The organism is Mesorhizobium sp. P2_E6 (genome assembly GCF_056403835.1).
This window is the reverse complement of the sequence record NZ_JBFUEQ010000008.1, coordinates 146,470-171,774: the sequence shown is the minus strand read 5'-3', so window position 1 is coordinate 171,774 and position 25,305 is coordinate 146,470. Positions and strand designations below refer to the sequence as shown.

Sequence of the window (25,305 nt, the reverse complement as noted above, 5' to 3'; positions counted from 1 at the left end):
TCCCGAATATGGGATTTCCCGGCCAAAATGGAAAGAGCGCGATGGGGAGAGGCGTATCGGACAACGCTGCTCCTGACAGTAGGCTGTCAGGAGCAGGGCAGAAAGTGCGGCCGAATGCTTCTTGGTATTACGCGCCCCTGGCGGCGGATGCGACCTGCGTCGGCGAAGACGACAGGCGCGGCACCACAACGAGGCGCTTGATTTTGCCCTTCTTGAAGGCGGCGAGGAAGCGCGCATAGTCCTTGAAGGCGACGCAACCGCTCGACTGGGCGTAGCGGCCCCGAAGCAGGTAGGTATGGGCCAGCAGGCCGTCGCGATTGTATTTGTTGCGGCCATCGACCGGTGTCAGGCGCAAAGCCTCCACACCATGAAAGCGCGACTCGCGCAGCGACAGATTGTAGGTGTTGGGCGGTGTCGGTCCGCGGTTCTTCTGATCGGCATAGCGCGGCTGGTCCGCCATGGCGCCGACGCCCGAATGCGCCTCGAGCCTCGAGCCGTCAGGCATGTAGACGGTCTTGGCGCTGATGTCGTAGACGGCGACGCCATTGCCGGGTCCACTGCTGGAGCCCGGCGAGTTGAACAGGTTCTTGAATGCCTGGCCAAGGCCGCCGGAAGGTGTGTCGGGCTTGGCATAGGCCAGCACGTCGCCCTCGCCCGGCCTGCCTTGCCGCGCCGGCCTGGAGGGCTGGGCCCGTTGAACCGTCTCACGGGCGGGCTTCTGCTGCTGGACGGGCTTCGACGGTTGCTGGATGGGCTTCGACTGTTGCTGGATGGGTTTCGTCGACTGCTGTACGACCTTGGGCTGCTGCGGCGCGTCGAATTGCGGGCGCCGGGTCGGCAACGGCACGTCGTCGGTCAGCGCATCCGGCAGCGAGGCGGCATCGCCAGGCTGTGCCTGCTGGGTTTCGACAGGCGAAACCGCGACATCGGCCGAGGACTCGGTCATAGGCAGCGGCGAGGCGAACGCCTCGTCGTCGACCTGCAGCGACTGGACGAGGGCAAGCGCCAACTGCGCGCTGTCTGGCGTCTGTGCGTCCGACTGGGCAAAGCCCATCGGCTGCGGCGCCGTCTGCACGACGACGGAGCCGGTATCCATCCGGGCGAAGCGTTCGGCCGCTGGAGCCGGCATGTCATCCGACAGGCTGGCCATGACCTTGACGGACGGGACTAGGGACGCTTCAGCAATTTGCGGCGCAACGGTGGAAATGACCGGGCGCGCGGATGCGTCGGCCGCGACGACAGGTTTTCCGGCGCCGGCAAAGGCAGCGGCGAGTTTGGCCGGCGACAGCGACGCCTCCATGCGCTCGAAACGCTCTTGCGATTTCGACTTTACAACCATCGGGGCTGGCTTTGCCTGCACCACGAGGCGAGCGGATTTCTCAGCCTGCGGGTTTAACGCAGCCAGCTTGAAGCAACTCGCGCCGCATTGCACGGAATGATCGTGCAGCGCCTGCGTGCCGCCATGGGCACTGGCCAGCACGAACGGCGCCGAAGATCTCAGAAAGCGCTGCTTCAACGGATCGGCAAGGGCAAGCGCCCCCGGCATCGAAAGCGTCTGCGGCAGGCCGCCTGATGTCGCCGACAGCGAGGCGCCGACGGAACTCAGGCCAGCCATGGTACCGACCAGCCACAGGCCAATGGCCGCGCTAACACCGGGCACCGCGACCCAGCGGACGATCCGTTCAGGGTTGAAGGAAGAGGACCGTGGCGCGTCGCAGGCGGTCTCGCCGTCCCAACGCTCGTCCCCGCCAATTTTTTTACTCAAGAACGCCATGCACCAATCTTGCTCCAATCGGCTCCCACGTCCGCGGCTGTCATAGCCGCGACGACCATTCTGTGAGTGATCCCAGGTGGTCCCCGACGCGTTTATCGCGCCTGTCGTTAGTTGCCGATTGCTTCAAAATATGGACAAAGTTGGTTAATCAATCCCTCTCAAAACCAAACGAACGACGTGGACTTTTTGCCTCAAAAGGCTTGTCCACGACCATCAACGCGGCATTGGAGCCCCTCCAATCCTGTTTTGCTGCCTGTTTTTGCCGCCCAAGTCAAGCAAAACAGCCTTTGCTAATTTACCAAAAAGGCCGTTCAGCGAGTCATGCGACAATGTCGCGCGCCATTGAGTGCTGCTGAACAGGCCGTCGGCATCGGCAAAACTGTTGCCCGCCTGCCACAAATTCATCGCCCGGACGGTCGCCCCTCGACGGCCATTGACTCGTTTTGGGAGGCAGTGCAATCGGATTGAAATGCTTGGGTTTGAGGTGGCAAAGGCCACTTTTGGAGGCTTTTTAATGAAGCGTCGGGACTTCTTGACGCTGTCGGCGGGGGCGGCGGCATTTTCCATTCTTCCTGGCGCCGCTAGGGCTAGTGTGCCGGTGCCGTATGATCGCAACGCCGAAGTGCCGGTGAACGACAAGAAGGCGTTCATCGAGTGGATGGTGGCCAATCGAGGCGAGGACCCGAAGTTGCTGGCCGAGCGCTTCGATCGCTTCCAGATCATGGTCTACAACAAGGACGTGCTGGACGACCGCAACAAGCGCGCCTTCCTGTTGACGCCGCGCGAGGAGTTCGTCCTGCCGCAGAATCTGGCGCGTGCCTATGATCACGCCTTCCTCGACATCGGCTATGGCGTGACCATTTCCGGCCCGCATCTGGTCGGACGCATGACGACGGCCATCGACGTCAAGCTCGGCGAATCCGTGCTCGAGATCGGCACCGGCTCCGGCTACCAGTCGGCCTATCTGGCCAATTTGACCGACAAGGTGCACACGATCGAGATCATCAATCCGCTGGCGCAGCGCACCCGCCGCACCTATGACGCGCTGATCGAGCGCGGCTACAGCGAGTTCGGCTCGGTCACCAGCCGCAACGCCGATGGCTATTACGGCTGGGAAAGCGTTGGGGCGTTCGACAAGATCATCGTCACCTGCGGCATCGACCACATTCCGCCGTCGCTGTTGCAGCAGCTCAAGCCGAATGGCGTCATGGTCATCCCGGTCGGTCCGCCAGGCGCCCAGCATGTGCTCAAGGTGATCAAAGAAGAGCTCGCCGACGGCACGTTCAACATCGTCCGCTCGGACATCTATAATGGCAAGGTGGTGCCTTTCGTGCCCTTCACCAAGATGGAAGGCGACCAGATCGTCGGCACGCACAACAGCTGAGCCGGCCGTTTGGTAAGGCCTTGCTGAACCGCCAGATAAAAAGGCCCGCATGGCAGCCGTCGCACCGATCTCCCGACCAAGCATCGCCTCACTGGAGGCGCCTGGTCTCGCGCATTACCTCGCAATCGGCCTGATTGCCGGCGCCATCATCGCGCTGCAGATATCGGTCATGCGGGTGTTCGCCGTCGGCAGCTGGTCGCATTTCGGTTCCCTGGTGGTCAGCCTCGCCATGCTTGGCTTCTCGCTGTCCAGCGTCGTGATCTTCGCCGGCAAGGACTGGTTCGACAGGCACTGGCAAGGGGCCGCCACGGCGGCGCTGCTGCTGGTCGGCCCGCTTGTCGTCGCCTCCAACCTCGCTGCCCAGACGGTGCCGTTCAACGCCATCTTCCTGGTCTCCGATCCCGAGCAGAAATGGCGGCTGCTGGCCAATTTCCTGCTCTATCTCCTGCCGTTCCTGGCCGGCGCGTTCTTCCTCGGCATCGTCTTCCTGAAAAGCCGCACCGCCTTCAGTCGCGTCTATTTCGCCGACCTCACCGGCTCCGGGCTCGCCGGCCTCGTCGTGCTGGTGTCGATGTATCTGTTTTCGCCTGAAACCATCATCGTCGTGCCGCTGCTGTTGTGGGCCGCCGGTTCGCTGCTGTGGTTCTTCGCCTTCGGCGCCTGGAAGCGTGTTGTCGCCGGCGCGGTTGTCGCGGCGCTGTCGATCGCCGGCTACCTGATGCTGCCCGGCCTGCTCGTCATACCCGACATCGCGGTGTCGCAATACAAGGGCGTCGCCTATGCCCGCAACTTTCCGGACGGCAAGCGCATCTACCGCAGCGTCTCGCCGTTCGGCGACCTGCAGGTCTATGCCAGTTCCTACATGCATTTCGCGCCGGGCCTGAGCGACAATGCCGCCTTCGGCATGCCGGAAGTTCCGGCCAACACCTATGTCGGCATGTATCGCGACGGTGACGGGCCGGAAGGCATCATGCGCAATCTGGCGCCGGCCGAGCAGGTCTATTTCCGCTATCTGCCGATGCACTATCCCTATGTCATCAAGGCGAAGCCCAGGACGTTCGTCGTGCAGTTCGGTGGCGGCATCTCCACCCAGGCCGCGCTCAACGCCGGATCGACCTCGGTGACCGTCGCCGAGAGCAACCCGATGACATTGCGGGCGTTCCGCGACCCGGTGCTGAAGGATGTCACAGGCGACATCCTGGCCGAGCCGCGCATCAAGGTGATCGACTATGACGGGCGTCTGTTTCTCGCCAACACCGGCGAGCGCTACGACGTCATCGATCTCAGCCTAGCCGACAGTGTCGGCCTGTCCAATCCGGGCGGTTTCGCCATCTCGGAGAAATACGCCTACACGCACGAGGCAATGCTGAGCTACATGCATGCGCTGGCCGACGGCGGCGTGCTGTCGGTGACCCTGTGGAACAAGGAAGAGCCGCCGAAATCGGTGCTGAAGCTCTATTCCACCATCGCCGAGGCGGCCCGGACGTTCGACCGCCAAGGTGCGGCCAACGATATCTTCGCCGTGTCGAGCTATCTCTCGACAACCACGGTGCTGTTCAAGCGTGGCGGTTTCAGCGCGGCGGAAATCAAGACGCTGCGCGACTACACCAAGTCGATGTCGTGGGAAGAGGTCTACTACCCCGGCATGCCTTATGACGGCTCGACGGCGCAGAAAATCCTCGACGACTATCGCGCCTCGATCTTTGGCAGCGGACAGGATGCGACGCTGACCCAACCCGCCGCCGATGCGACGGCGCCGGCCGACCCGACCGCTCCCAACGCAGCCTGCGACCCGACCGCGCCGGCCGATCCGACCCTCGATGCCTGCGCCGATGCTGGCGGCGATGCCGGCCCCGACGTGCTGCCGGCCACCGCGCTGCAGCGCATGACCTGGCACGCGCTTTTGACGGGCGGCTGGGCGAAGCTTGCCAGCGATTATGTGTTCGACGTGCGTCCGCTGAGCAACGACCAGCCCTACTTCGCCGCTTATGTAAAGGTCGCCGACCTGCCGCTGACACTGGACCGGCTCGACCTGTTCCAGGACGACTGGGGCTATCTGCTGATCTGGGCGACGCTCGGCATCGCCTGCATCACGGCGGCGTCGCTGGTGCTGCTGCCAGTCATCTTCGGCTGGCGCATCGTGTTCTCGCGCTCGCGTGGCAAGCTAGGCACCATCCTTTACTTCGCTTGCCTCGGCCTCGGCTACATCATGGTCGAGGTCGGGCTGATCAGCCGCTTCACCGTGGCGCTCGCCAATCCGACCGTGTCGGCCTCGGTGCTGATCTCATCGATGCTGGTGTTTTCCGGTCTCGGCAGCCTGTTTGCCGAGCGCATCTTCAACCGCGCCCGGACACTGTTGCCTGTCCTGCTGCTCGCGATCTGCCTGCTGCTGCTGGCTTACGGCTTCACTCTGTCGCCGGTCCTCGACTGGATCGGCGCCTATCCTTATGCCGTCCGGCTGCTGCTCTGCTTCCTTCTGGTGTCGCCGCCGGCCTTCCTGATGGGCATGCCGATGGCAACCGCCATGACCTGGCTGGCGCGGCTGGGCAAGGAGCATCTGTTCGTCTGGGCCTGGGGCATCAACGGCTGCTTTTCGGTGATTGGCTCGGCCGCCGTGCCGATCGTCGCTACCAGCTTCGGCCTCAGCGCCGTGCTGCAATGGGCGGCGATCGCCTATCTCGTCGCCATCCCGGCCTTCTTTGCCGTGCTGTTGCCGTCGAAGGCACCAGCCATCCGGCTGGTGACGGCCTGATGCCCGACCGGCGCGCCATCGTCGCAGGACTGCTGGCCGCGGCGGCGTTCCCGGTAGCGGGCGAGGGCGCGCGCTTGCGCAAGGCCTTGTCGGCCATCGTGCCGTTCAAGACATCACCCTTTCCCTATCGGGGAAAGCTGCCCGATGGATCCGGGCCTTTTCTCGACGTGACATCAAACGGCCGGCGCGGCCACACCTCGCCGCGTGGTGGCATCTACTGGGAAGACGAGACCTATTCCGACCGCAGCACGCTGCTGGCGGCGCCACGAGGGTTCGATCCGGCCAGGCCGGCGGTCATCGTGGTGTTCTTCCATGGCAATGGCGCCACCTTGCAGCGCGATGTCGTCGGCCGCCAGCGGGTTGTCGCGCAGGTCGAAGCGTCCGGCCTCAACGCCGTGCTGGTGGCGCCGCAATTCGCCAGCAACGCGCAAGACTCGAGCGCCGGCAATCTCTGGACGCCCGGTCACTTCGCGATGTTCATGGCCGAGGCAGCGCAAGGCCTGGGCAAGTTGACCGGCGCCAAGGCGGCTAAATTCGACGCTATGCCGGTGGTGCTCGTCGCCTATAGCGGCGGCTACAATCCCGCCGCCTTCGTCCTAGGGAATGGCGACATAGACGGCCGCCTGCTCGGCGTCATCCTGCTCGACGCCGTGTTCGACGAGGCCGACATTTTCGCCAACTGGGCCGCGCGCCACAGGAAGAGCTTCTTCGTCAGCGCCTATGGAAAATCTTCCGCCTCCGGCAATGTGCAAATCAGACAGTTGCTGGCGGGCCAGGGCATCGACGCCAGTTCGGATCCGCCGCGCCGCCTCGAAGCCGGTACCGTCGCCTTGCTTGCCTCTGACGCCGCCCACGACAGTTTCGTCACCCGCGCCTTCGTCGCCAATCCATTGCAATGGTTGCTCGGCCGGCTGCACGGATTTGCGCTTTAAGTCGGGCTCACGCGGGCAGGGCGCCATCGATGCCGATATCGGCAATTGCTGCCAGTTCGGCGGCGACGGCTGCGGCGCGGCGCGCCTTCGGGCTATGCTGTGGCCAGACGAGGCGGCGCCTGATCATCAACGCCGGCACATCCCTTGCAATCTCGATGAGATGGCCGGGATCGAGATGACGCCGTAGCACCAATTCGCTGGCCAGCAATGCTCCCATGCCGGCAATCGCCGCCTGTGCCGCGACGATCGTTAGCCCAAAACGTGGGCCCTGGTCGATGTCTTTCCGTTGCCGGCCGGCGGCAGTGAACCAGTCGCGCCAGGCCGGGTAGACGTCGTCGCCCATCGTCGGATCGATGTGCAGCAGCGGCATGCTGTCCAGCACCTCGGCCACATCCGACCTGATTTGGCCGCGAACCAATGCAGGCGCGCAGGCTGGGATCACCCGTTCGGTGAACAGGTCGAGCGATGCGAGATCCGGTGTTGCGCCCTTGCGATAGCTGATGGCGAGGTCGACACCTTCCTCCAGCATGGTATCGAGCGCAACGGACGCAACGATGCGCACGTCGAGCTTGCCCAGCGCCGCGCGCACTCTGCTGAGGCGGGGCGCGAGCCAGAGCGAGGCGAAGGACGGATCGGCTGAGATGGTGAAGGTCTCGGCCCGTCGTTCGAAGCGCAGCCGCCGCATGCCGGAAGCCAGCGCGTCAAAACCGCGGTCGATGTCGGGCAGGGCGGCCTCGGCGGCGCGGGTCAGCACGATGCCATTGCCTTCGCGCCGCACCAGTTTGACGCCCAGCCGCTCCTCCAGCTGCCGGATCTGATGGCCGATGGCGCCTGGAGTGACGCCCAGCTCCTCGGCAGCGCGCGTCAGGCTACCAGCCCTGGCGGCGGCGAGTAGCGCCCGCAAGGCGGATAGGGGAAGATCCCGGAGTGTCATGGATTGAGTTTAACTCAAAAGTTGGCGAAGGGAACTCGTTTGAATCACCGTTTTCAGGGATCTAAGATCGTTTAAGAAATTCAATCGTAGGGACCGCTGCAATGCTTGACACGCCAAAGCACCCATCAAGGCATTCGACTTCGACCACGCCGATCCGCGCCATGCGTGCCGAAGGCCAGCGCGTCGTCGTCGACCTGGCGGACGGCCGAACTGGAAAGCTTTCGACGCGCTGGCTGCGGCTGGCTTGCGAATGCGATGCCTGTGGCGACACTGTCTCCGGCAAGAGATGGCTGACACCGGCCGATATTGGCGCAAGCGTTCGAGCCAGCTCAATCAATGTCACGGCGGGCGAGGTGGGTGTCGTCTGGGATGATGGCCATGTCTCGCACTTCGGAGCTGAATTCCTGGCAGACCATGCCGGCGCTGGCTCAGGCCCGGCCCGGTTCCAGCCGCAATTGTGGAGCAGCGACCTGACCGCGCGGCTTGGCCGCTTTTCATTCGACGCGGTTGTCGAGGACGACGAGATGCTGTTCCATTCGCTGCGGGCGTTACGCGATCACGGCATCGCGATGCTGACCGGGGTTCCCGCAGAAACGGAAGCGACGGCGCGGGTCGCCGGCCGCTACGGGCCGATCCGCGAGACCAGCTACGGCAAGGTGTTCGACCTGATCTCGCGGCCGGATGCGCGGGTGGCGGGAGAGACGGCTCGGGCGCAGATCCCGCATACGGACGAGCCGTTCCGTTATGCGCCGCCGGGCTTCATCTTCTTCCACGCCATCCGCACCGGTGCGGGCAGCGGCGGCACCTCCCTGATGGTTGACGGCTTCCATGTTGCCGCGCTGATGCGGACGCAGACGCCGGAACTGTTCGATCTGTTGACGCGGCACGGCGTCACCTTTCATCGCGAGCATGCGGGCGAGGTGTTCTTCAGTGCCGAGGCACATGTCATCAGCCTCGATGCAACCGGGGTCGTCACCGGCGTCCGCTACAACGACCGCTGCCTGGCGCCACAGACGGCCTCAGAGGATGAAATCGATGGCGTGATCGAGGCGCTGGCCGAACTGACGCGGCTGATCTGCGATCCGCAAAACCAGTTCCAGCACCAGCTGCAGCCGGGCGAGGTGCTGGTCTTCGACAATCAGCGTGTCATGCATGGCCGCAGCGCCTTCGATCCGATGCTGGCGGTGCGGCATCTCAGAAGCTGCAACATCGACCGCGACGGCGTGCACAGCGCGTTTCGCACGCTGGCCCGCCGGTTTACGCCTGAAGAGGCCGAGACGGTGCTCTATCAGGGCGCGATTTTCTAGCGTCCTGCCGTTGCCCTTAGTTGAACCACAGGGCAAAAGTCAGAAAACCGCTACCGCCGAACTGGCGCTGGATCTGGTTGAATTCGTCGCTGGTCAGGATCTTGCCGCTTTCGAGATAGGGCGCGATGGCCGGGCCGGTGATCGACAGCACCAGGTCGAAGGGTTTTGGCTCGTCGAAGAAGCGCTTCATGTTGATGCCCTTGCCGGTGATGCGGAAATGCGGCAGCAGCAAGCGGCCTTCCAGGAGATCCTCGGCCATGGTCAAGGTGGCGAGCCAGGCCTCGACCTGTTCTTCGCCGACTTCAAGGCCGGTGAGCGGGTTCTCACCCTTCTGCTGCGGTCCCGGCAGCCATTCGCGGTCGTTGTCGGTCTCGGCGCGGATCGCCTTCCAGTCCTCGCGCGACAGCCGGATCATTTCGAGCAGGTGGCGACGCGCCGCTTGCCGGCGCTCGGGTTCGACAACCGGCCAGTTGACCAGATGCACCAGCGAGATGAAATCGGCGATGCGCCATTCCGACGTGAAGATGCTGCTGCCCATGTCGCTGCTCGGCGGCACGAGAATGTCCTGCAACGGCAGTTTGGCGCGCGGGAACAGCATGTGGAATGAGCCGTCGAAGGTGCTCCTGAAATCATGCGCCAGCCAGAAATCGGCCTGCGCCATCAGGAATTCGGCATAGCCCTGCAGCCAATAGCCGTCGGCGCGGTCGAAGCGGAAGGTGAGCGCGGGTACTGCTCCGTCCGGTGCGCTGCCGCCGCGCGACAGCGAGGCCATGATTGCGGCCATGCTCTCATCCGGCGTGATCGCGCCGTCCTCGTTGAGGTCGATGCCGACATGGGTGAGATCAAGCACCATGCCGATATCGGCATCGGCCGGGACCGAGCCCAGCGTTGCGGCGGATTTTTCCAGCCGGTCGCGGAAGCCGACCAGAATGGCGCGGAACTGCTCATAGGTCAGCGGCTCTGGGTTGGGATTGTCCGGCACCGGCAGCCGCATCAATGGCAGCATGAAGGATTGCGGGCTTTCGAAACCATGGCGGTGCAGGCCGCTGGCCAGCAGCTCCAGCGCGGTGAAGAACTCGCCGGCGCCGGCCGCGTAGGCTGACGCCGGATCTTTTGGAGCGGCGGCCTCCAGCGTCGACAGGGCGGTGTCGCGCGCGGCCACGGTCTTGGCCTCGAACAAGGCGGTTGCCGCTTCGGGCATGGCGGCGCGCGCGGACGACAAGGGCACCAGCAGAATGAAAGCGGATGCCAGCAGGCTTGCTGTTCGTGTCATCTTTTCCCCCATGCGTTGGTCGCGTCGGCGAACATACACGCATTTGCAGTGCCGCGCCTCTCAGCGCCGAGGCGCAGACGCACGATTGTCGACGGATGCGCTTCAACCCTCGAGCCCGACGGTCTACACAGGGCAAACGATTGGGCATGGGCGTGTCGAACTATCCGCTTTCCTACAAACTGTCGTGGCTGCCGCGCTTTCTGAAGCCCTCGCTCGGCGGTGATGCCAGTGGGTTCTCGCCGATGGCCGCGACGATGATGACACCACCGCCGAAGCGGGCGGTGCGGCTCGCCTTCATCGGCGACATCTCGGCGGTGGCCAACCGCGGCGCGCCGGACTGCGATCCGGCGATCAAGGCGTTGCTCGGCGCTGCCGACCTGGTGATCGGCAATTGCGAAAGCCCGATCGTGGACGGACCAAGTGCGGTGCTGGGGACAAGACTCGGCACGCACCATGCGATGAGCGAGCGCTTTCTGGTCGAGACGTTGGCGGCCGTTGGCATCGCACACGAAAGGCTCGTGCTGTCACTGGCCAACAATCATGTACTCGACCAGGGCGTCGCCGGTTTCGACGCGACGGTGGCGGCGCTGAAGCGGCTCGGCATCCGCAGCATCGGCCTGGCAGCCAATGGTGCGTTAGTGCCTGTCACCGTCGGCCCGCTGACATTCGGCTTCGCGGCCTTCACGCTGTGGCGCAACGCCGATGAAGACCTGTTTGCCGGCCGCGTGTCGATGGAAAGCGATCCAGCGCACTGGCCGCGCGAAGCCGTCGATCTTCTCTGCGCGGTGCCGCACTGGGATTGGGAGTTCCGGCATTTTCCGCGCGCCAAGACGCAGGCGCTGGCCAGGCGGCTGGCCGGGCAGGGCGTCGGGCTGATCGCCGGCCATCATGCCCATGTCATACAACCGGTGGACCGCATCGACCGGACGCTTGTCGCCTATGGGCTCGGTGATTTCCTCGGCACAGCCCTTGCCCGCCAGCCATGGCCGGGGCGCATTGGAGGAATGTTCATCGTCGATGTCAGTGCCGATGCCGGCACGCGCGGCGCGATCGCGTCTTACCAGTTGCATCCCTTTGTGCGGCTGCGCGCCGGTGATCATGAGCGGCTGCTGCCGGTCGAAGGGTTGACGGGGCGGATGCGCGGCAAGGTCAAGGGCCGGCTGGAGGCGATTTTCCCTTCCCCTAGAAGCGAGGAAGGGGTCACCGCCTAACCGTCTGGCGGCCTCGGCAAAACCGACTATCATGCGCCGGCAGCGGCAGGCTTGCGGGGGGATGGCGATGGAAACAGCGGATTTCATGCCGAGCGAGGCGGTCACGGCCGGCATCCGGAAAGACATCGAGACCCATGAGGCGGCGAGGGCTTCGGCGGTCCGGCAGGTGCGCTGGCGGGTGCCGCTGTTCGTCGGCCTGGTGCTGGTGTTCGTGGTGCTGGTCGCCTGGCTGTTCAACAAGGTCGCCGACCCCAACGAGCAATGGTTCTCGACGCCGCATGTGTTTCTTTATGTCATCGGCTTCGCGGCTTCGATCCTGCTCTACTTCCAGGCCATGAAACCGGCGACGCGGCTGCAGCAATCGTTCCGCGAGACGCTGCTGCCGATCATCTTCGGCTTCATCGCGGACATGCGTTACCAGCATGGAGGCAGGCCGAACTCCTTCGACCGGCTGCCGCGCGAGGCGGTCGGGCCTTTCAACCGGCAGTCGTTCGACGATGTCGTTTCGGGGCGCTACGAGGAGTTTCCGTTCGAGCTTTACGAAGCAGAACTACGGGAAGGGTCGGGCAAGGGGTCATCGACAGCCTTCAAGGGTGTCATCGTCGCTTTCGAAGCGATCGAACCGTTCCCGGGAATATTGGTGGCGACGCGGCGGACCAATGCGGTCGTCGGCTTCTTCCGCGGCATGTTCGCCAGCAAGATGCAGGACTTGTCGTCCGGTGTGCCCGAACTCGACGCCGCCTATGAATTCCGCACCGACAACACCGAGGCTGCACGGCCGTTGGTGACCGGCCGGCTGGCGCAGGCGCTGAAATGGCTGGGCGAAACCTGGCCGGACGATCCGGCCCGCGTCGCGCTCAACGGCAGCGACGGTTTCCTGCTGCTGCCGCAGACGAAGAATTTCTTCGAGCTGCCGGCTATCGCGGTGCCGCTCGACTACACCAGGCATGTTGCGCCGATGATCGCCGACATGGGCGCCATGCTGGCGACGGCAGCGCTGGTGCGCAAGATTGGCGCGAAGGATGGGGAGACGGGTTAGTCAGGTGACGCGCGTCAGCAGTCGAAGCCATAGTTCTGGCGGTAATAGTCGACGTCTTCCTTCGACATGGTCTTAAACAACACACAGACGGTGAAGCTGCCGACTTGACGGCCGTTTCTGGTGTAGCCCCAGTCGGAAATATCTCCCCGGGTGAATTCGAGTTCCTGGCCGGCTACGACGTTGTGCACGCTCTGTGGCTCGTTCGCCAACGTACCTGCAAATCCGGTTGCGGTGCGGTGGAAGGGGATGATCCAGAAATGTTCCGCGGCGTCTCCGTCCCTGACCTCGACCTTCAATTTGAAGTCTGATGTCAAAGGTGGGGGAGCCTCCGACAATGTCAGGAATTCATCCAGCCCTGCGCGAGCCTGCGCTATGGCCGCCGCCATATCCGGATCGTCCCTGGCGACGCTGACAACCTTGTCGCCGCCCTGATTAGAATTTTGCGCCTCGGCCAATCCCGGAGCAAGCGCCAGCATCAGGGATATCATGGTCCGGACTGCAAGCTTCATGGACGGTCCCCTTCATCGCGACGGTCGACACCATCTTGCATCCGTTCCCGGTCTGCAACCAGGGCGCGAGTTTCATCCCGCATTTGGGGGCGGTTTGAACTGATCCATGAAACAAATTTTGTACCGATGATCGGCCAGCAGTCTGTTTCGTGATGCCGCCCGAGGTGGATTGCGGCTGCCGCGTGGTGATTGAAAGCTGCCCGCCACAATCGGCCAAGTGACTCTTTTCGTGGAAAGAAGTGCACTTGCTGGAGGGAACCGAAGCGGCCGGCAGTTGTATCGACGGCAGGCAATGTGTCGGAATTAAGCCTATGATATTGTTTGCGAAAATTCACTCAACGTGATTTGCGGAGGAGGAGTTTTCCGTTTCAGTTTCAGGCCGTTCGGTGCTGTCGTTTCTCGAAATGGCAGCCCCGGAAAACCGAAACAGCACGGAGTGCTTACCGATGAAGAAGACCCTCGCAACCACCGCCGCCCTGCTCGCCTTCCTCGGCACGGCCTATGCCGCGACCGTTCAGGGCACCATCCAGTCGGTCGATCCGACGACCAAGTCGATCACCCTCGACGACGGCAAGATCTACCAGCTGTCGCCGGAAGCGGCGGTCGGCAAACTGAAGGTCGGCGCCAAGGTGGCGGTGACGGTCGATGACAAGACCGGCATGGTGACGTCGATCAAGAAGTCTTCGTAAGCCCGATCTTTGATAGTAGGGCGCTGTCCCTCATCGCCAGGCAGGCGGATGAGGGGCAGCGCAACTCTTCGAGATCACCTTTGTGACGCCTGAACCTCATTGCTGGCCGCCTTGATGCCGTAACGGCGCCTCGGCTCCGCCATGCACCGCTATGGTTTTTGTCAAAGAGCCGCGCTATCCCTTGGCCAACGGGGGATATCCATGGCCGAGGAACAAAAAGGGTTTCGCCTGTCGCGGCGATTGCTGCTGGGTGCGGCCGTCTTCGGCGGCGCGGTGCTGTGGGGCGGCACCACTGTGGCGCGGCTGGCACGAGGGCCTTCGGGACCGAAGAACGCCGGACGCATCGCCGATGTCGACGGCATCGCACTGCCGCTGAAGCCGATTGCCAGCCCGCCGGCCTTCGATCCTTCGCTGCCCTGGTCGGCAAAAGGCGGCGACATCAACGATGCCAGCGGCCTGTCGAAGACGCCGGTCTATGGCGTGGTCGAGGTCAGCGAGGAAGACCACATCGCCAAGGCGCTGGCCTTCGCGCGCGCCAACGGGCTGAAAATCTCGCTGGCCGCCATCCGCCACTCGATGGGCGGGCACGCCTTCGACGACAACGCGCTGGTGCTCGATCTCAGAAAGTTCAACAAGGTCACCGTCGATGCCGCGGCCAAGACCATGACCCTGCAGCCGGGCGCGCGCTGGCACGATATCCAGAACCTTTTGCATCCGCGCTTCGCGGTGAAGGCGATGCAGTCGACCGACATCTTCTCGGTCGGCGGCTCGCTGTCGGTCAACGCGCATGGCATGGACCATCAGGCCGGTTCGGTTGCCGGCTCGATCCGCTCGATGCGGGTGATGTTGGCCGATGGTTCGGTGACGACCTGCTCGCCAACCGAGAACATGGAGCTGTTCCGCCACGTCGTCGGCGGCTACGGCCTGTTCGGCGTGGTGCTGGAGGCGACGCTCGATATCGTCGACAACACGGTCTACCGCACCTCACGCGAGATCATCAAATCGGACGATTTCCCGAAATTCTTTGCCGACGTGCTGGAGCCGAACAAGGAGATCGGCCTGTTCTACGGCCATCTGTCGACGGCGCCGGGCAATTTCCTCGAGGATATGATCGTCTATCGCTACGACAAGGTGGCCGACCAGCCGCCGGCCGACCAGCCTGAGATCGGCGAGCCGGGTTCGGTGGGGCTGAAGCGGGTGCTCATCAATCTGGCGAAATGGGGCAGCCTGTTCCAGGAGCTGAAATGGTTCACCGAAAAGACACTGGAACCGAAATTCGAAAGCTGCACGGTGGCGCGCACTTCAGCCATAGCCGAAGGCGAGGCCTGTCTCGTCACACGCAATAACCCGATGCACGATTCGGTGCCCTATTTGTTCAACGACCTGATGGATGAGACCGACATCCTGCACGAATATTTCATCCCGCGCGCCGCCTACATCGAGTTCATTTCGGAAGCGCGCGAAATCCTGCGCAACCAGCCGCTGCCGGTGCTCAATGCCTCGGTGCGCATCGTCCACAAGGAAGATGTCGCTCTGACCTATGCACCGGAGCCGGCCTATTCGCTGGTGCTCTACATCAACCAGCCGACCGATGCCGACGGCAATGCGAAAATGCGGGCGCTGACACGGGCGCTGATCGACGTGACGATCAAGCATGGCGGGCGGTTCTTCCTGCCCTATCAGCTGCATTACACCGCCAGGGAATTGCTGGCCTCCTATCCCGAATTGCCGGCCTTCCTGGCTAAGAAGCGGCAATATGACCCGACGGAACTGTTTTCCTCGACCTTCTACCGTGCCATCAAGGCTTTGAGCGGGGTGGTATAGACGTCAGGAGAACAACCAATGCGGATGGTATCAGCGGCGGCACTCACTCTCATCGCGCTGTGCGCTGGACCGGCCGGAGCCGAGGATCTCAAGGCTTTCAAGCTGACGATCGACGGCGTGACGGTCGATATCGATCCGGGCGAGAGCACAAATGTGACGCTGCCCGGCGGCAAACAGAGCAAGGTGACGCTCGAGCGCAACGACTTCGCCACCTTTTCCGGCGGCAGTTTCTCCTTCGTCCATCCGAGCGACATCTCGGTGACCAAGACCGATCTCGGCGAGAACATCACGCAGTATCTGATGGCGTCGGCGCTGGGCACGATCGTCGTCGTGCAGGAATATGGCAAGATGAATCCGGTGTCGCTCAACCAGCTGATGCTGCAGGAGATGACCAAGGAATCGGTGCAGGCTGGTGCGAAGCTGACGCAGGAGCCGACAACGCGCAAGCTCGCCGACGGCAAGGAACTGACCGGCATTCTCGCCAAGGTGAAGACACGCACCGACACCGCCGATTTCGAGATCGTCGGCTTCGGACTTGCCGATCAGGGGTTGTTGTTCATCACCCGCGTCGCCGGCGAGGATGCGGCCACCGAAAAGCCGCTGATCGACAAGTTCTGGCAGAGCCTGAAGGTCAAGCTGTAGGGGCGTTGTTTCGGCGCGATCCCCTGAGGGAAAGCGCCATGCGCTCTTCCCGGGAAAACCGCTTCACACTAGCCCTGGAGTTGCTCTACAGGCCCTTCGGCACCAGTCCGGCCAGCCAGTTGGCCGACCGCTTCGCCGCATCGGCGGTCGCCGACACGGCGCGGCCAAGATCGGTCTTGACCACGGCGTAGCCGTTCTTCGTGCGATAGAGCACGCCGGTTCCGCCATCGACCACTTGTTCATAGGCGACGGGCCGGGCGGCCTCCGCTTCCACGGCCGTCGTCGGCGCGCCGACAGGAACGCTCGGTCGGCGGCTCAATTCCGGCGGCAGCGGGCTTTCGGTTTCAACGACCCTGCTGGCGGGCGTCAGGTCCGGGCGCGACGCGGTCGCGGCCAGTTGCGAGGAGGACGACGAGCCTTTCGCGCGGCAGATGCCGGAGATGAGCGGATAGTTGAAATTGCGCTCGTGCAGCATCTGGCTCTTCATCGCCGCTTCGCATTCGGCGATCGTCGACCACTTGGCCGGCGTCTCGCCGATATATTCGCAAAGCTTGGCGTCGCAGTCGCAGCCGACAATGGTCATGGCGACAAGGGCGGTCTTGATCACGGTCTTGTCCCTTCCAGATGCCCCCGGCAGCCCATTTCGGTGCATGTCGCGGTCCCAAACCCGGTTTCCGCTTTTTTGGGCGAGGTGCAACAATCCATCGCGCGTGAACAAGGCGGGATTTGGCCTCGATTGTGGAATGAGCGTGGCGGAGCGCCGAACGGTCGATCTATCGAGCGGCCGGCGCGATTCGTTTGAGGAAGTTCGCGATCAGCCGCACCACATCGTGCGGACGTTCGACCTGCGGGATGTGGTTGACGCCATCGAGAACCGCCAGTTCGGCGTGCGGAAACAACGCGGCAATCTCTTCACCCTGTGCCAGGGGCGTGGTCGTATCGTCTCGCCCCCAGACGACGAGGACGGGCGGCGTGAAGGCGCGATAGTTCGCGGGGTTGGCGGCAAGGGATTTTCGTTCGTCGTTGAACAGGCCGTTGAACAGCCAATGGCCGACTGCATCGGTGGTGCCTTCGACATTGAGGGGCCGCGCGTAGATCGCGATGCGTTCAGCCGTGACCACGTCGTCGTTCTCGATGAACGAGCGCAGACCCGGTCCGACCATGAGCGGATTGGTGAAGGTCGAGGCAGTGAGCAGTTCGCGAGGCCATCGCAGGTTCAGGAGAGCGGCAAACGGGATTGTCGGCGCCTCGGTCCGGCCGAGGCCGATTGCCACGTCGAGCAGGATCAGAGCGTCGATGCGATCTGGAGCCTCGAAGGCGGCTTCAATCACGCCACCGCCGCCATAGGAGTGGACGCCGACACTGAAATGGCGCAGGCCGAGCGCGTCGGCGAAACCGAGGACGCGTTTTGCGTGGGCAGCACGCGAATAGTCCTGGTCGGCCGGTCTTTGCGAATAGCCAAAGGGAGGCATGTCGGGCGCTACAACGCGAAAGCCCTGTTCTCCCAATGGCGCGGCGATATCGCGGTAGGTCTCCGCCCAGGAGGCCGTGCCGTGGAACAGAATAAGCGGCGGCCCGTCCTGCGGTCCCCAGACCTGGTAGTGGATCTTCAGGCCATCGACGGTGGCAAACAGCGCTCCCGCCGGAGCTGCCTCCTCGGGTGACAGGTTCTCTCGCAGCGCCGCCGCGCCGCGAAAGCCGACAAGCACGACCACAATGAGCGCGACCAGCGTGAGCGCAAGCCAGCCGACGATGCGGATCAGTCTGCGCATTGCCTGGCTATCGTTTCAATAATCATAGACGTGTTCGAGCCTGGCGCCTGACTTGATCAGAGCTGGCAGCACGAGATGCAATTTGCGCACGGCGACGGTCAGCCCGGTGCGGCGCGTCGCCGGGTCGGCCGGCAGCGGGTAGCTGAACAGGATGCGGATGCCTTCGGGTACAGCGATCGAGTCGGTCGAAAGCACGGTGACCATGATCTCGTCATTGCCGCCGATTTCGACGAAGGAGACGCCTTTGTCGATCAGGCGCGGAATCATGTCGGTAAAGACCTGGTAGCGCTTGGTGACGAAGACAGCGCCGTCGGCGCCGTAGTCGCGCTCGAGCAATGTATCGGGCTCGTTGCGCGTCGCTTCTCCGACCGGCCCTTTGGCCCAGACATGGATGTCGAGGAAGGCTGGTGGGGATGTGGCTGCGAGTGCCTGCTTGATCAGGTCGGCGTAGCCCTGCTTGATGGTGTCGGCAAGGCCGAAGGCAAGCTTGCGTTCGCTGGTGCGGATGGAGCTGTCGCCTGGCGCCGGCTGCACGGCAAACAGGCCGGCGCGCTTCTCGGCATAGGGAAATTGATACCACGGCACCTGGTCGAGGAAAGCGGCATAGTCGGCCGCCACCTTGGCCTGATAGATGTCGGCGGCGGTGCGCTTGCCAGCGGTCGCCTCGGTGATGCGGCCGACCGTGTTCTCATAGGCCCATTGCAGGATATGTTCGATGCTGTGGCTGGTGCCGATGATGACCAGCATCTGGTGGTTGGCGAAGTTGAAATTGTAGGGAGAGCTGGCGCGGATCACCATGGCGTAGTCCTGCCAGAAGCGACCGACATAGGACCAATAGGGAAAGCCGCTCGGCTGGTTCTTGTCGACGAAGCCGGCATATTCGCGGGCGGCGTAGACGATCGCCCATTCCGGGTAGGTGAGGAAGGTCGATTCTTCCGGCCGCTGATAGCCGGGGATTTCGGCGCGAACCTTGTCGGCCAGCGCCTTGGGCGGAGCGCCGTCGGCAATGCCGGGCAGCGGCGCCTTGTCCAGTGACGACGTTGTCAGGAAGCCATAGCTCAGCCCGACGACCGGGATCAGGACGACGATGACGATCAGCCACAGGATCGCCTTGACGATGCGCTTCAGCCAGCGAAACAGGAACATTGCCGGATCAGGCCGTGGCGAAGTGGTCGTGTATGCGCTTCGACAGCCAGAAGCCGACATAGACGGCGAAGCCGCCAATGACGATATGGGGCAGGTTGGCGAAGAAGCGGGCGGGGAATTCGATATCGTTCAGGGAGCGGAAGCCGTTGATGAAGATGCCGGCATCGAGGCAGCCCGAACCGGTGATCAGGCCAAGCACGCCGTCGAACAGATAGACCGACCCGAACAGCTTGAAATAGAACACCGCCTGGCGGTGCGAGATGAAGGCGGCGGCCAGCGCCCAGACGCCGGAGAAGGCGTGCAGCAGGTCGTCGTACCATTGCAGCGAGAACAGGCCGAACAGATTGCCGTTGGCATCGTTGAACGCCGGTATGTAGCCGATGGCAACGACGGCGAAGAACAGGAACGCATAGGCAACGGCGAGCTTCTGGATCAACGTCATGAAGTATCCCCCTTCAGGGAGCCCATTCGCTAACGCTACTCTGCCGGACGCCTGACGCGGTTTTCTGCGCTTCCGATGCTCACGGACCCAAATGTCCGCTGCGCTTCGGTTCTCGAAACCCACGCCATGCGCCTCTGCAGAGCGCGATATCAAACGGACTCCGACGACGCCGGACGTTAGCTGATTTTAGAGCCGGTTGCAGCCATATCCGGAAACAGCGTAAAAATTGTAGGGGATAGCCAAAAAGACAGTCGGCGCCGGGATCTCTCCCAGCGCCTCCCTGTCAGATCAGGACACGGTCGCGGCAGCAACTTCCGTAAAGTCGTCGCGCCATGCCGGCCTTGATTTTGACGGTCCTGCCAGCCCGCCACCCGAGAGCAGCGCCCGTTCGGGACCACGCCGGTCTCCGCCCTTGCGGGCTTTGCCCTGCGCACCATCGAAGGTTTTTGCCGTCCTTCATGGCAGCATCGGTCCGCCGTCGGCGTTGGCACGCTTTCCGCGGCCCCGTAGGTCTCGGCATCCGTCCCTCCAACAGGCAAGCCTGCTCTCGCTCAGGGCCGTACGGGCCTCAGGAAATCCGCCTATCACTTCGCCTTTCGGCTGGGCGATCGGTAGCCGCCTGAGATGGGTTCAATGTACGCCGGGTAAGTGGTCGGCGACACTGCGGCAGGCCTGTGGATAATGGGATTATCGGGGATCAAGCAAGGACAACGGATCTTCCGGTCCGCCATGACGGGCGGCAGCAGTGGACATTCGCCCTTGCCCTGTCGGCGGGCGCGGGTTTCAATGCCGGCAAAGGATTCGAGGCGCCGGGCGCCTTGATGTCCTTGCGGGAGGGTGTGCTTGAAAGTCGGAGTGGTCCTCAATCCGATTGCCGGCGGCGGCCGGTTGAAACGGCATTGGCCGGAGGTCGCCGCGTCGCTGAAAAAGCATTTCGGCGAATTCGAGCTGCGTGAGACGCAGGCCGAAGGTGACGCCGAAAGACTGGCACTCGATCTCGCGGCAAACGGTTTCGACCTGGTGATCGCGGCCGGCGGTGACGGCACTGCCAGCGAGGTGGCCGACGGGCTGCTGCAGGCGTCCAAGGAAGGCCGCAGGACAACCGAGCTTGGCCTCTTGCCGTGCGGGACCGGCATCGATTTCGCGCGCGGGCTCGGCCTGCCGCGCGAGGTTGATGCGGTGCTGAAGCGGCTCGCCGAGACCAAGCCTCGGAAAGTCGATGCCGGGCGCATTTGCTACATCGACGACCATGGCGCGCTGGCCAGCCGGCATTTCATCAACATCGCCAGCCTCGGCCTGTCGGGCGCCACCGACCGCGCCGTCAACGCCGACAAGCGCAAGGGCAAGATGTCGGCCAAGACGCTGTTCCTGTGGCGCACCGTGGTCGAATTCATCCGCTACCGCTTCCAGCATGTCAGGATCACGGTCGACGACGGCACGCCGGTCGAGGCGCGCATGGCGCTGGTGGCGGTCGCCAACGGCAAGTTCTTCGGCGGTGGCATGATGATCGCGCCGGATGCTGAACTGGCCGACGGGCAGTTCGACATCGTCATCCTGCGCGCCGCCGGCAAGCTGAAGCTGATCTGGGATATCCGGCTGCTCTATGGCGGCCGGCACCGCAACCATCCCGCGATCACCATCCTGCGCGGCCGGAAAGTGGTGGTCGAGCCGCTCGGCGATGTCGAGACGAACGGCGCGATGGTCGACATCGATGGCGAGTCGCCAGGACGCATACCGGCGACCTTCGAGATCCTGCCCGGCGCGCTGACGCTCAGATATTGAATCAAGTCGTTAACAGATCGATTCAGGTGAGTCCGGAGATGGGTCCAACCAACTGAAATCGCTTGATTTCTTGCCTGGTGTCAGACTTCGAGCTTGGGTGGAAAACCGGGCGCGCGCAGGTCAGTGCCAACGGCATCTTCCAGCAGTTTGACGATCTGGGTCGACCAGGCGCCGCCGCCATAGGCTTCCTTGCCTTGTTCAAAAATCGCGTTGACGCGCGATGCCAGCTCGAGCGGCACGCCAGACTGTTCGCCCATGGCGAGCGCGAAGCCGAGATCCTTCAGCGCCAGGTCCATGGTGAAGCCGATGTCGTAGGAGCCGTTGAGAATGAGCTGGCTTTCGGTCTCATGGACGAAGCTGTTGCCGGAGGAGGCGACGATGGCGTGGTAGGATTGGGCGAGGTCGAGCCCGCCTTGCCTGGCCAGCATCAAGGCCTCGCCGGCGGCGACGAGATGGATGAAGGCGAGCATGTTGGTGATCACCTTGATCACCGCCGCCGAGCCGACCGGACCCATCAGGAACGACTTCGCGCACATCGCTTCGATGGCCGGGCGATGGCGCGCATAAAGTGCCGCATCGCCACCGACCAGTGCGGTGATCTTTCCGACCGCCGCCAGATGCACGCCGCCGGTGACCGGGCATTCCAACGTTTCGATGCCCTTGGCCGAGGCGAGGGCGGCCAGACGCACGATCTCGTCGCGGCCGTTGGTCGACATCTCGATCCAGGTGCCGCCCTCTGGCAGGCCCTCAAGCAAACCGCCGGGGCCGGCCAATACCGCTTCACTGACCTTTGGCGAGGGCAGGCAGGTTACCGCATTGCCGGCTCGCGCGGCGGCCTCGGCGGGACTGTTGGCGGCGGTGGCGCCGAGCGCGACGAGGCGCTCGACAGCAGCGGGCTCGCGGTCGAAGACGGTGACCGCGAAGCCGTCGCGGATCAGGCTGGCGGCAAGATTGCCGCCGAGATGGCCAAGGCCGATGAAGGCATAGCTTTCGCTCACGGCATCAACGGCGTCTGCATCATCTGCAGATGCAGTTCCTTGCCGGTGTAGGGATGCGCATCGCAGACCGCTTCGTTGAGCTCGACGCCGAGGCCGGGCTCCTTCGAGGGGATCACGTTGCCGTCCTGCCACTCGATCTTCTTCGTAAGCAGCGTCGCGTGGAAACCGTCCCACTGCTTCAGCGATTCCAGGATGAGGAAATTGGGCAGCGTCACGGCCACCTGGATGTTGGCAGCACCGACGATCGGCCCGCAATAGCAGTGCGGGGCGACCTGGATGTGGTAAGCCTCGGCCATGGCGGCGATCTTCTTGGTTTCGAGGATGCCGCCCGAGCGGCCGAGGTCGGGCTGCAGGATGGTCGCGGCGCGGTTCTCGATGACGCGGGCGAATTCGAACTTGGTCGTCAGCCGCTCGCCGGTGGCGATCGGGATCGACGTGCCTCGCGCCACCTGCGCCATCACTTCAGGCATGTCGGGCGGCACCGGCTCCTCGAACCACAGCGGGTCATAAGGTTCGATGGCGCGGGCCATGCGCAGCGCGCCGGAGGCGGTGAACTGGCCGTGGGTGCCGAACAGGATGTCGGCGCGGGTGCCGACCGCCTCGCGGATCGCCTTGATCATGCGGGTGGAGAGATCGATGTCGACGAGGCGCGGCTGGTGGCCGTCGAAGGCGGTGTAGGGGCCGGCCGGGTCGAGCTTGACGGCATTGAAGCCCTGCTCGACATATTCGAGCGCGCAGGCGGCGGCGAGATCGGGGTCGTTGTAGACGTTCTTGCCGCGCGCATCCTCGGAGTGGACGCTGCCGGTGTGCGGGTAGAGATAGGTGTAGGAGCGCAGCGTCTCGTGCACCTGGCCGCCGAGCAATTTGTAGACCGGCTTGTTGGCTTCCTTGCCGACAATGTCCCAGCAGGCCATTTCCAGCGCCGAGAAGCAGCCCATGCCGGACACGTCCGGGCGCTGGGTGAAGCCCGAGGAATAGGCGCGGCGGAAGAAATTCTCGATGTCGTGCGGATCGCGGCCGATCAAATAGCGCTCGGCCATGTCCTCGACCATCTTCGCCGTGACATGGGCGGAGAAGGTGGCGTTGTAAGCCTCACCATAGCCGACGACACCGCCATCGGTGGTCAGCTTGACGAAGATGAAATACTTGCCGCCGATGCCGGGCGGCGGGTTGCCGACAACCCAGGTCTTGACGTCGGTGATTTTCATTTTTGGTCCTCCAGAACCAGTTCGGCGCCCTTCCAACCGGTCATGATCGAGGCGGCGTTGGTGTTGCCGGTGATGTTGTCGGGAAAGATCGAGGCGTCGATGACACGCAAGGCCTCGATACCGTGCACCTTGAGGCGCGGATCGACGACGGCGCGCGTGGGATCGGGACCCATGCGGCAGGTCGACACCGGATGATAGACGGTGCCCGAACGCTTCCGGAAATCCTGGATCAGATCGACGTCTGATGTGATCGACGGCCCCGGCAGCACCTCTTCCTCGATGATCTCGGCCATTGCCGGCATCGAGGCGATCTTGCGCACGAACTTCACCGCGTCGAGCATCTCGGCGACGTCGGCCTCGGTCGAATACGCATTGGCCGATATCCTGGGATAGTCGCGCGGATTGCTGGAACGGATCATGATCTCGCCGCGGCTCGACGGGCGGCAATTGGACAGTCCGATGGAAAAGCCCGGCCACGGGTCGGGTGTCAGGATCGGACGCTCGCCGCTTTTGGGAATGACGGTCGAGAAGGCCTGGAAATAGAGCTGCATGTTGGGGCGGGTCGCCGCAGGGTCGGTGCGGAAGAAGCCACCGGCATTGTTCATCGACAGCGACAGCGGCCCGGACCGCGTCAGGATGTATTGCATGCCGACCAGGAGCTTGCCCCACCACGGACGCAGTGTCTGGTTGAGCGTCGGCAGCCTGCCTTTGAAGGTGTAGTTGATGCCGACATGGTCCTGCAGATGCGCGCCGACGTTCTCGTTGGCGTGGACGACGGGGATGCCAAGCTCCTTGAGCAGCGCCGAGGGGCCGACGCCGGACAGCTGCAGCAATTGCGGCGAGTTGACCGAGCCGCCCGACAGGATGACCTCGCGCCCGGCACGTGCCGTCTTGGTCTCGCCGTTCTGCAGATATTCGACGCCGACGGCGCGGCTACCTTCGAACAGCACCCGGGTCGCCAGCGCGTTCATCTCGACGCGGACGTTGGCGCGCTTCATCGCCGGGCGCAGGAAGGCACGCGCCGCCGACATGCGGCGGCCGTTCCTGGTCGAGATCTGGTAGACGCCAACGCCTTCCTGGGTAGCACCGTTGAAATCCGGGTTGAGCGGCAGACCGGCCTGCTGGCCGGCGGCGAGATAGCGCTTGGTCAGCGGGTGGACCGCGTCCGAACAATCGGTGACATGCAGCGGGCCGCCGACACCGCGCCATGCGTCGGCGCCGGCCTGATTGTCCTCCAGCGCCTTGAAGGCGGGCAAGATATCGTCATAGCCCCAGCCTGGGTTGCCGGCGGCTGCCCAGGCATCGAAATCCTCGCGCGCGCCCCGGATCCAGACCATGGCATTGATCGAGCTCGAGCCGCCGAGCAGCTTGCCGCGCGGCCAGTGGTCGGCGTTGCCGGCGAGCCCCGGGTCGGGCTCGGCCTTGTAGTTCCAGTTCACCGCCGGATCGAAGAAGGTCTTGCCGTAGCCGAGCGGCATCTGCACGTAGAAGCGGCGGTCGGTGCCGCCGGCCTCCAGCACCAGCACGGAAAAGCGTCCGGAGGCCGACAGTTTGTCGGCCAGGACCGAGCCGGCCGAGCCGGAGCCGACGATGATGAAGTCATAGGTCTGCATGATTGGTGGGCGGCTCCGGAAATCTGGCCACAGCCTAGACGCGGCGGGTCGGCCGCGTCGCCGCGCCTTCCGGC

22 protein-coding genes are annotated in these 25,305 nt (G+C 63.7%); 10 read left to right on the top strand and 12 right to left on the bottom strand.

The window, feature by feature from the left end; translation table 11 throughout:
- Positions 1-127 precede the first annotated feature (127 nt).
- Together AC1D08_RS21180 and AC1D08_RS21175 are read right to left on the bottom strand one after the other, a co-directional pair.
- Positions 128-1,774: a DUF2778 domain-containing protein gene (locus tag AC1D08_RS21180; protein WP_457152801.1), complete on the bottom strand. Its 1,647-nt coding sequence runs from the start codon at positions 1,772-1,774 to the stop codon at positions 128-130.
- A gap of 213 nt (positions 1,775-1,987) precedes the next feature.
- Positions 1,988-2,341, bottom strand: a complete 354-nt coding sequence (locus AC1D08_RS21175) for a hypothetical protein (RefSeq protein ID WP_457152802.1) — start codon at positions 2,339-2,341, stop codon at positions 1,988-1,990.
- 31 nt (positions 2,342-2,372) lie between these two features.
- On the opposite strand from AC1D08_RS21175, the gene AC1D08_RS21170 reads away from it, so the two are divergent.
- Genes AC1D08_RS21170 through AC1D08_RS21160 form a run of 3 tightly spaced genes read left to right on the top strand, consistent with a single transcriptional unit; the run spans position 2,373 to position 6,842 of the window.
- Entirely contained in the window at positions 2,373-3,158 is a 786-nt protein-coding gene (locus AC1D08_RS21170) for a protein-L-isoaspartate O-methyltransferase family protein (protein WP_457152803.1), read from the top strand.
- A gap of 49 nt (positions 3,159-3,207) precedes the next feature.
- Positions 3,208-5,910: a spermidine synthase family protein gene (locus AC1D08_RS21165; protein ID WP_477415970.1), complete on the top strand. Its 2,703-nt coding sequence runs from the start codon at positions 3,208-3,210 to the stop codon at positions 5,908-5,910.
- Positions 5,910-6,842 (top strand): hypothetical protein, encoded by a 933-nt coding sequence (locus tag AC1D08_RS21160; RefSeq protein ID WP_457152968.1) that lies wholly within the window; start codon positions 5,910-5,912, stop codon positions 6,840-6,842. Before AC1D08_RS21165 ends, AC1D08_RS21160 begins: the two co-directional genes overlap by 1 nt.
- A gap of 7 nt (positions 6,843-6,849) precedes the next feature.
- Here AC1D08_RS21160 and AC1D08_RS21155 read toward each other — a convergent pair whose 3' ends face one another.
- Positions 6,850-7,776: a LysR substrate-binding domain-containing protein gene (locus AC1D08_RS21155; RefSeq protein ID WP_477415974.1), complete on the bottom strand. Its 927-nt coding sequence runs from the start codon at positions 7,774-7,776 to the stop codon at positions 6,850-6,852.
- 101 nt (positions 7,777-7,877) lie between these two features.
- Between AC1D08_RS21155 and AC1D08_RS21150 the strand changes: the two genes are divergently transcribed.
- Positions 7,878-9,083, top strand: coding sequence for a clavaminate synthase family protein (locus AC1D08_RS21150; RefSeq protein WP_457152970.1), 1,206 nt, complete (start codon positions 7,878-7,880; stop codon positions 9,081-9,083).
- A 16-nt stretch (positions 9,084-9,099) separates the two neighbouring features.
- Here AC1D08_RS21150 and AC1D08_RS21145 read toward each other — a convergent pair whose 3' ends face one another.
- Positions 9,100-10,356 (bottom strand): hypothetical protein, encoded by a 1,257-nt coding sequence (locus AC1D08_RS21145; RefSeq protein WP_477228187.1) that lies wholly within the window; start codon positions 10,354-10,356, stop codon positions 9,100-9,102.
- A gap of 152 nt (positions 10,357-10,508) precedes the next feature.
- Between AC1D08_RS21145 and AC1D08_RS21140 the strand changes: the two genes are divergently transcribed.
- Complete coding sequence (locus AC1D08_RS21140) at positions 10,509-11,567, top strand: CapA family protein (protein ID WP_457152972.1); 1,059 nt, start codon at positions 10,509-10,511, stop codon at positions 11,565-11,567.
- Positions 11,568-11,634: 67 nt separating this feature from the next.
- Positions 11,635-12,606, top strand: a complete 972-nt coding sequence (locus AC1D08_RS21135; protein WP_477423911.1) for a hypothetical protein — start codon at positions 11,635-11,637, stop codon at positions 12,604-12,606.
- Between the two features lie 14 nt (positions 12,607-12,620).
- Here AC1D08_RS21135 and AC1D08_RS21130 read toward each other — a convergent pair whose 3' ends face one another.
- Positions 12,621-13,115, bottom strand: coding sequence for a YegJ family protein (locus AC1D08_RS21130; protein WP_477423909.1), 495 nt, complete (start codon positions 13,113-13,115; stop codon positions 12,621-12,623).
- Between the two features lie 446 nt (positions 13,116-13,561).
- On the opposite strand from AC1D08_RS21130, the gene AC1D08_RS21125 reads away from it, so the two are divergent.
- The 3 genes from AC1D08_RS21125 to AC1D08_RS21115 all read left to right on the top strand — a co-directional run bounded on the left by AC1D08_RS21125 (position 13,562) and on the right by AC1D08_RS21115 (position 16,270).
- Positions 13,562-13,804 carry a DUF1344 domain-containing protein gene (locus AC1D08_RS21125; protein ID WP_095090895.1) on the top strand — a complete coding sequence of 81 codons (243 nt, stop codon included), beginning with the start codon at positions 13,562-13,564 and terminating at the stop codon, positions 13,802-13,804.
- Between the two features lie 201 nt (positions 13,805-14,005).
- On the top strand, positions 14,006-15,628 hold the full coding sequence (locus AC1D08_RS21120; RefSeq protein ID WP_457153640.1) for an FAD-binding oxidoreductase: 1,623 nt from the start codon (positions 14,006-14,008) through the stop codon (positions 15,626-15,628).
- A gap of 18 nt (positions 15,629-15,646) precedes the next feature.
- On the top strand, positions 15,647-16,270 hold the full coding sequence (locus tag AC1D08_RS21115; protein ID WP_477415984.1) for a hypothetical protein: 624 nt from the start codon (positions 15,647-15,649) through the stop codon (positions 16,268-16,270).
- 85 nt (positions 16,271-16,355) lie between these two features.
- On the opposite strand, the gene AC1D08_RS21110 is transcribed toward AC1D08_RS21115, so the two are convergent.
- The 4 genes from AC1D08_RS21110 to AC1D08_RS21095 all read right to left on the bottom strand — a co-directional run bounded on the left by AC1D08_RS21110 (position 16,356) and on the right by AC1D08_RS21095 (position 19,630).
- Positions 16,356-16,877, bottom strand: coding sequence for a hypothetical protein (locus AC1D08_RS21110; RefSeq protein WP_457153642.1), 522 nt, complete (start codon positions 16,875-16,877; stop codon positions 16,356-16,358).
- Between the two features lie 166 nt (positions 16,878-17,043).
- Positions 17,044-18,042 carry an alpha/beta fold hydrolase gene (locus tag AC1D08_RS21105; RefSeq protein WP_457153643.1) on the bottom strand — a complete coding sequence of 333 codons (999 nt, stop codon included), beginning with the start codon at positions 18,040-18,042 and terminating at the stop codon, positions 17,044-17,046.
- Between the two features lie 15 nt (positions 18,043-18,057).
- Complete coding sequence (locus AC1D08_RS21100) at positions 18,058-19,188, bottom strand: hypothetical protein (protein WP_477423907.1); 1,131 nt, start codon at positions 19,186-19,188, stop codon at positions 18,058-18,060.
- A gap of 7 nt (positions 19,189-19,195) precedes the next feature.
- Positions 19,196-19,630, bottom strand: a complete 435-nt coding sequence (locus AC1D08_RS21095; RefSeq protein ID WP_095792823.1) for a DUF4383 domain-containing protein — start codon at positions 19,628-19,630, stop codon at positions 19,196-19,198.
- 843 nt (positions 19,631-20,473) lie between these two features.
- Here AC1D08_RS21095 and AC1D08_RS21090 point away from each other — a divergent pair.
- Positions 20,474-21,412: a YegS/Rv2252/BmrU family lipid kinase gene (locus AC1D08_RS21090; RefSeq protein WP_095090902.1), complete on the top strand. Its 939-nt coding sequence runs from the start codon at positions 20,474-20,476 to the stop codon at positions 21,410-21,412.
- Positions 21,413-21,492: 80 nt separating this feature from the next.
- Here the strand turns inward: AC1D08_RS21090 and AC1D08_RS21085 are convergent, their stop codons facing one another.
- From AC1D08_RS21085 to AC1D08_RS21075, 3 genes are read right to left on the bottom strand one after another with little or no spacing between them, the layout of a single operon-like run.
- Positions 21,493-22,410 carry an NAD(P)-dependent oxidoreductase gene (locus tag AC1D08_RS21085; protein ID WP_477423905.1) on the bottom strand — a complete coding sequence of 306 codons (918 nt, stop codon included), beginning with the start codon at positions 22,408-22,410 and terminating at the stop codon, positions 21,493-21,495.
- Positions 22,407-23,618 carry a mandelate racemase/muconate lactonizing enzyme family protein gene (locus AC1D08_RS21080; RefSeq protein WP_457153759.1) on the bottom strand — a complete coding sequence of 404 codons (1,212 nt, stop codon included), beginning with the start codon at positions 23,616-23,618 and terminating at the stop codon, positions 22,407-22,409. The genes AC1D08_RS21085 and AC1D08_RS21080 overlap by 4 nt, the downstream gene beginning before the upstream one ends.
- Entirely contained in the window at positions 23,615-25,231 is a 1,617-nt protein-coding gene (locus AC1D08_RS21075; RefSeq protein ID WP_477423903.1) for a GMC family oxidoreductase, read from the bottom strand. Before AC1D08_RS21075 ends, AC1D08_RS21080 begins: the two co-directional genes overlap by 4 nt.
- Positions 25,232-25,305: the final 74 nt, after the last annotated feature.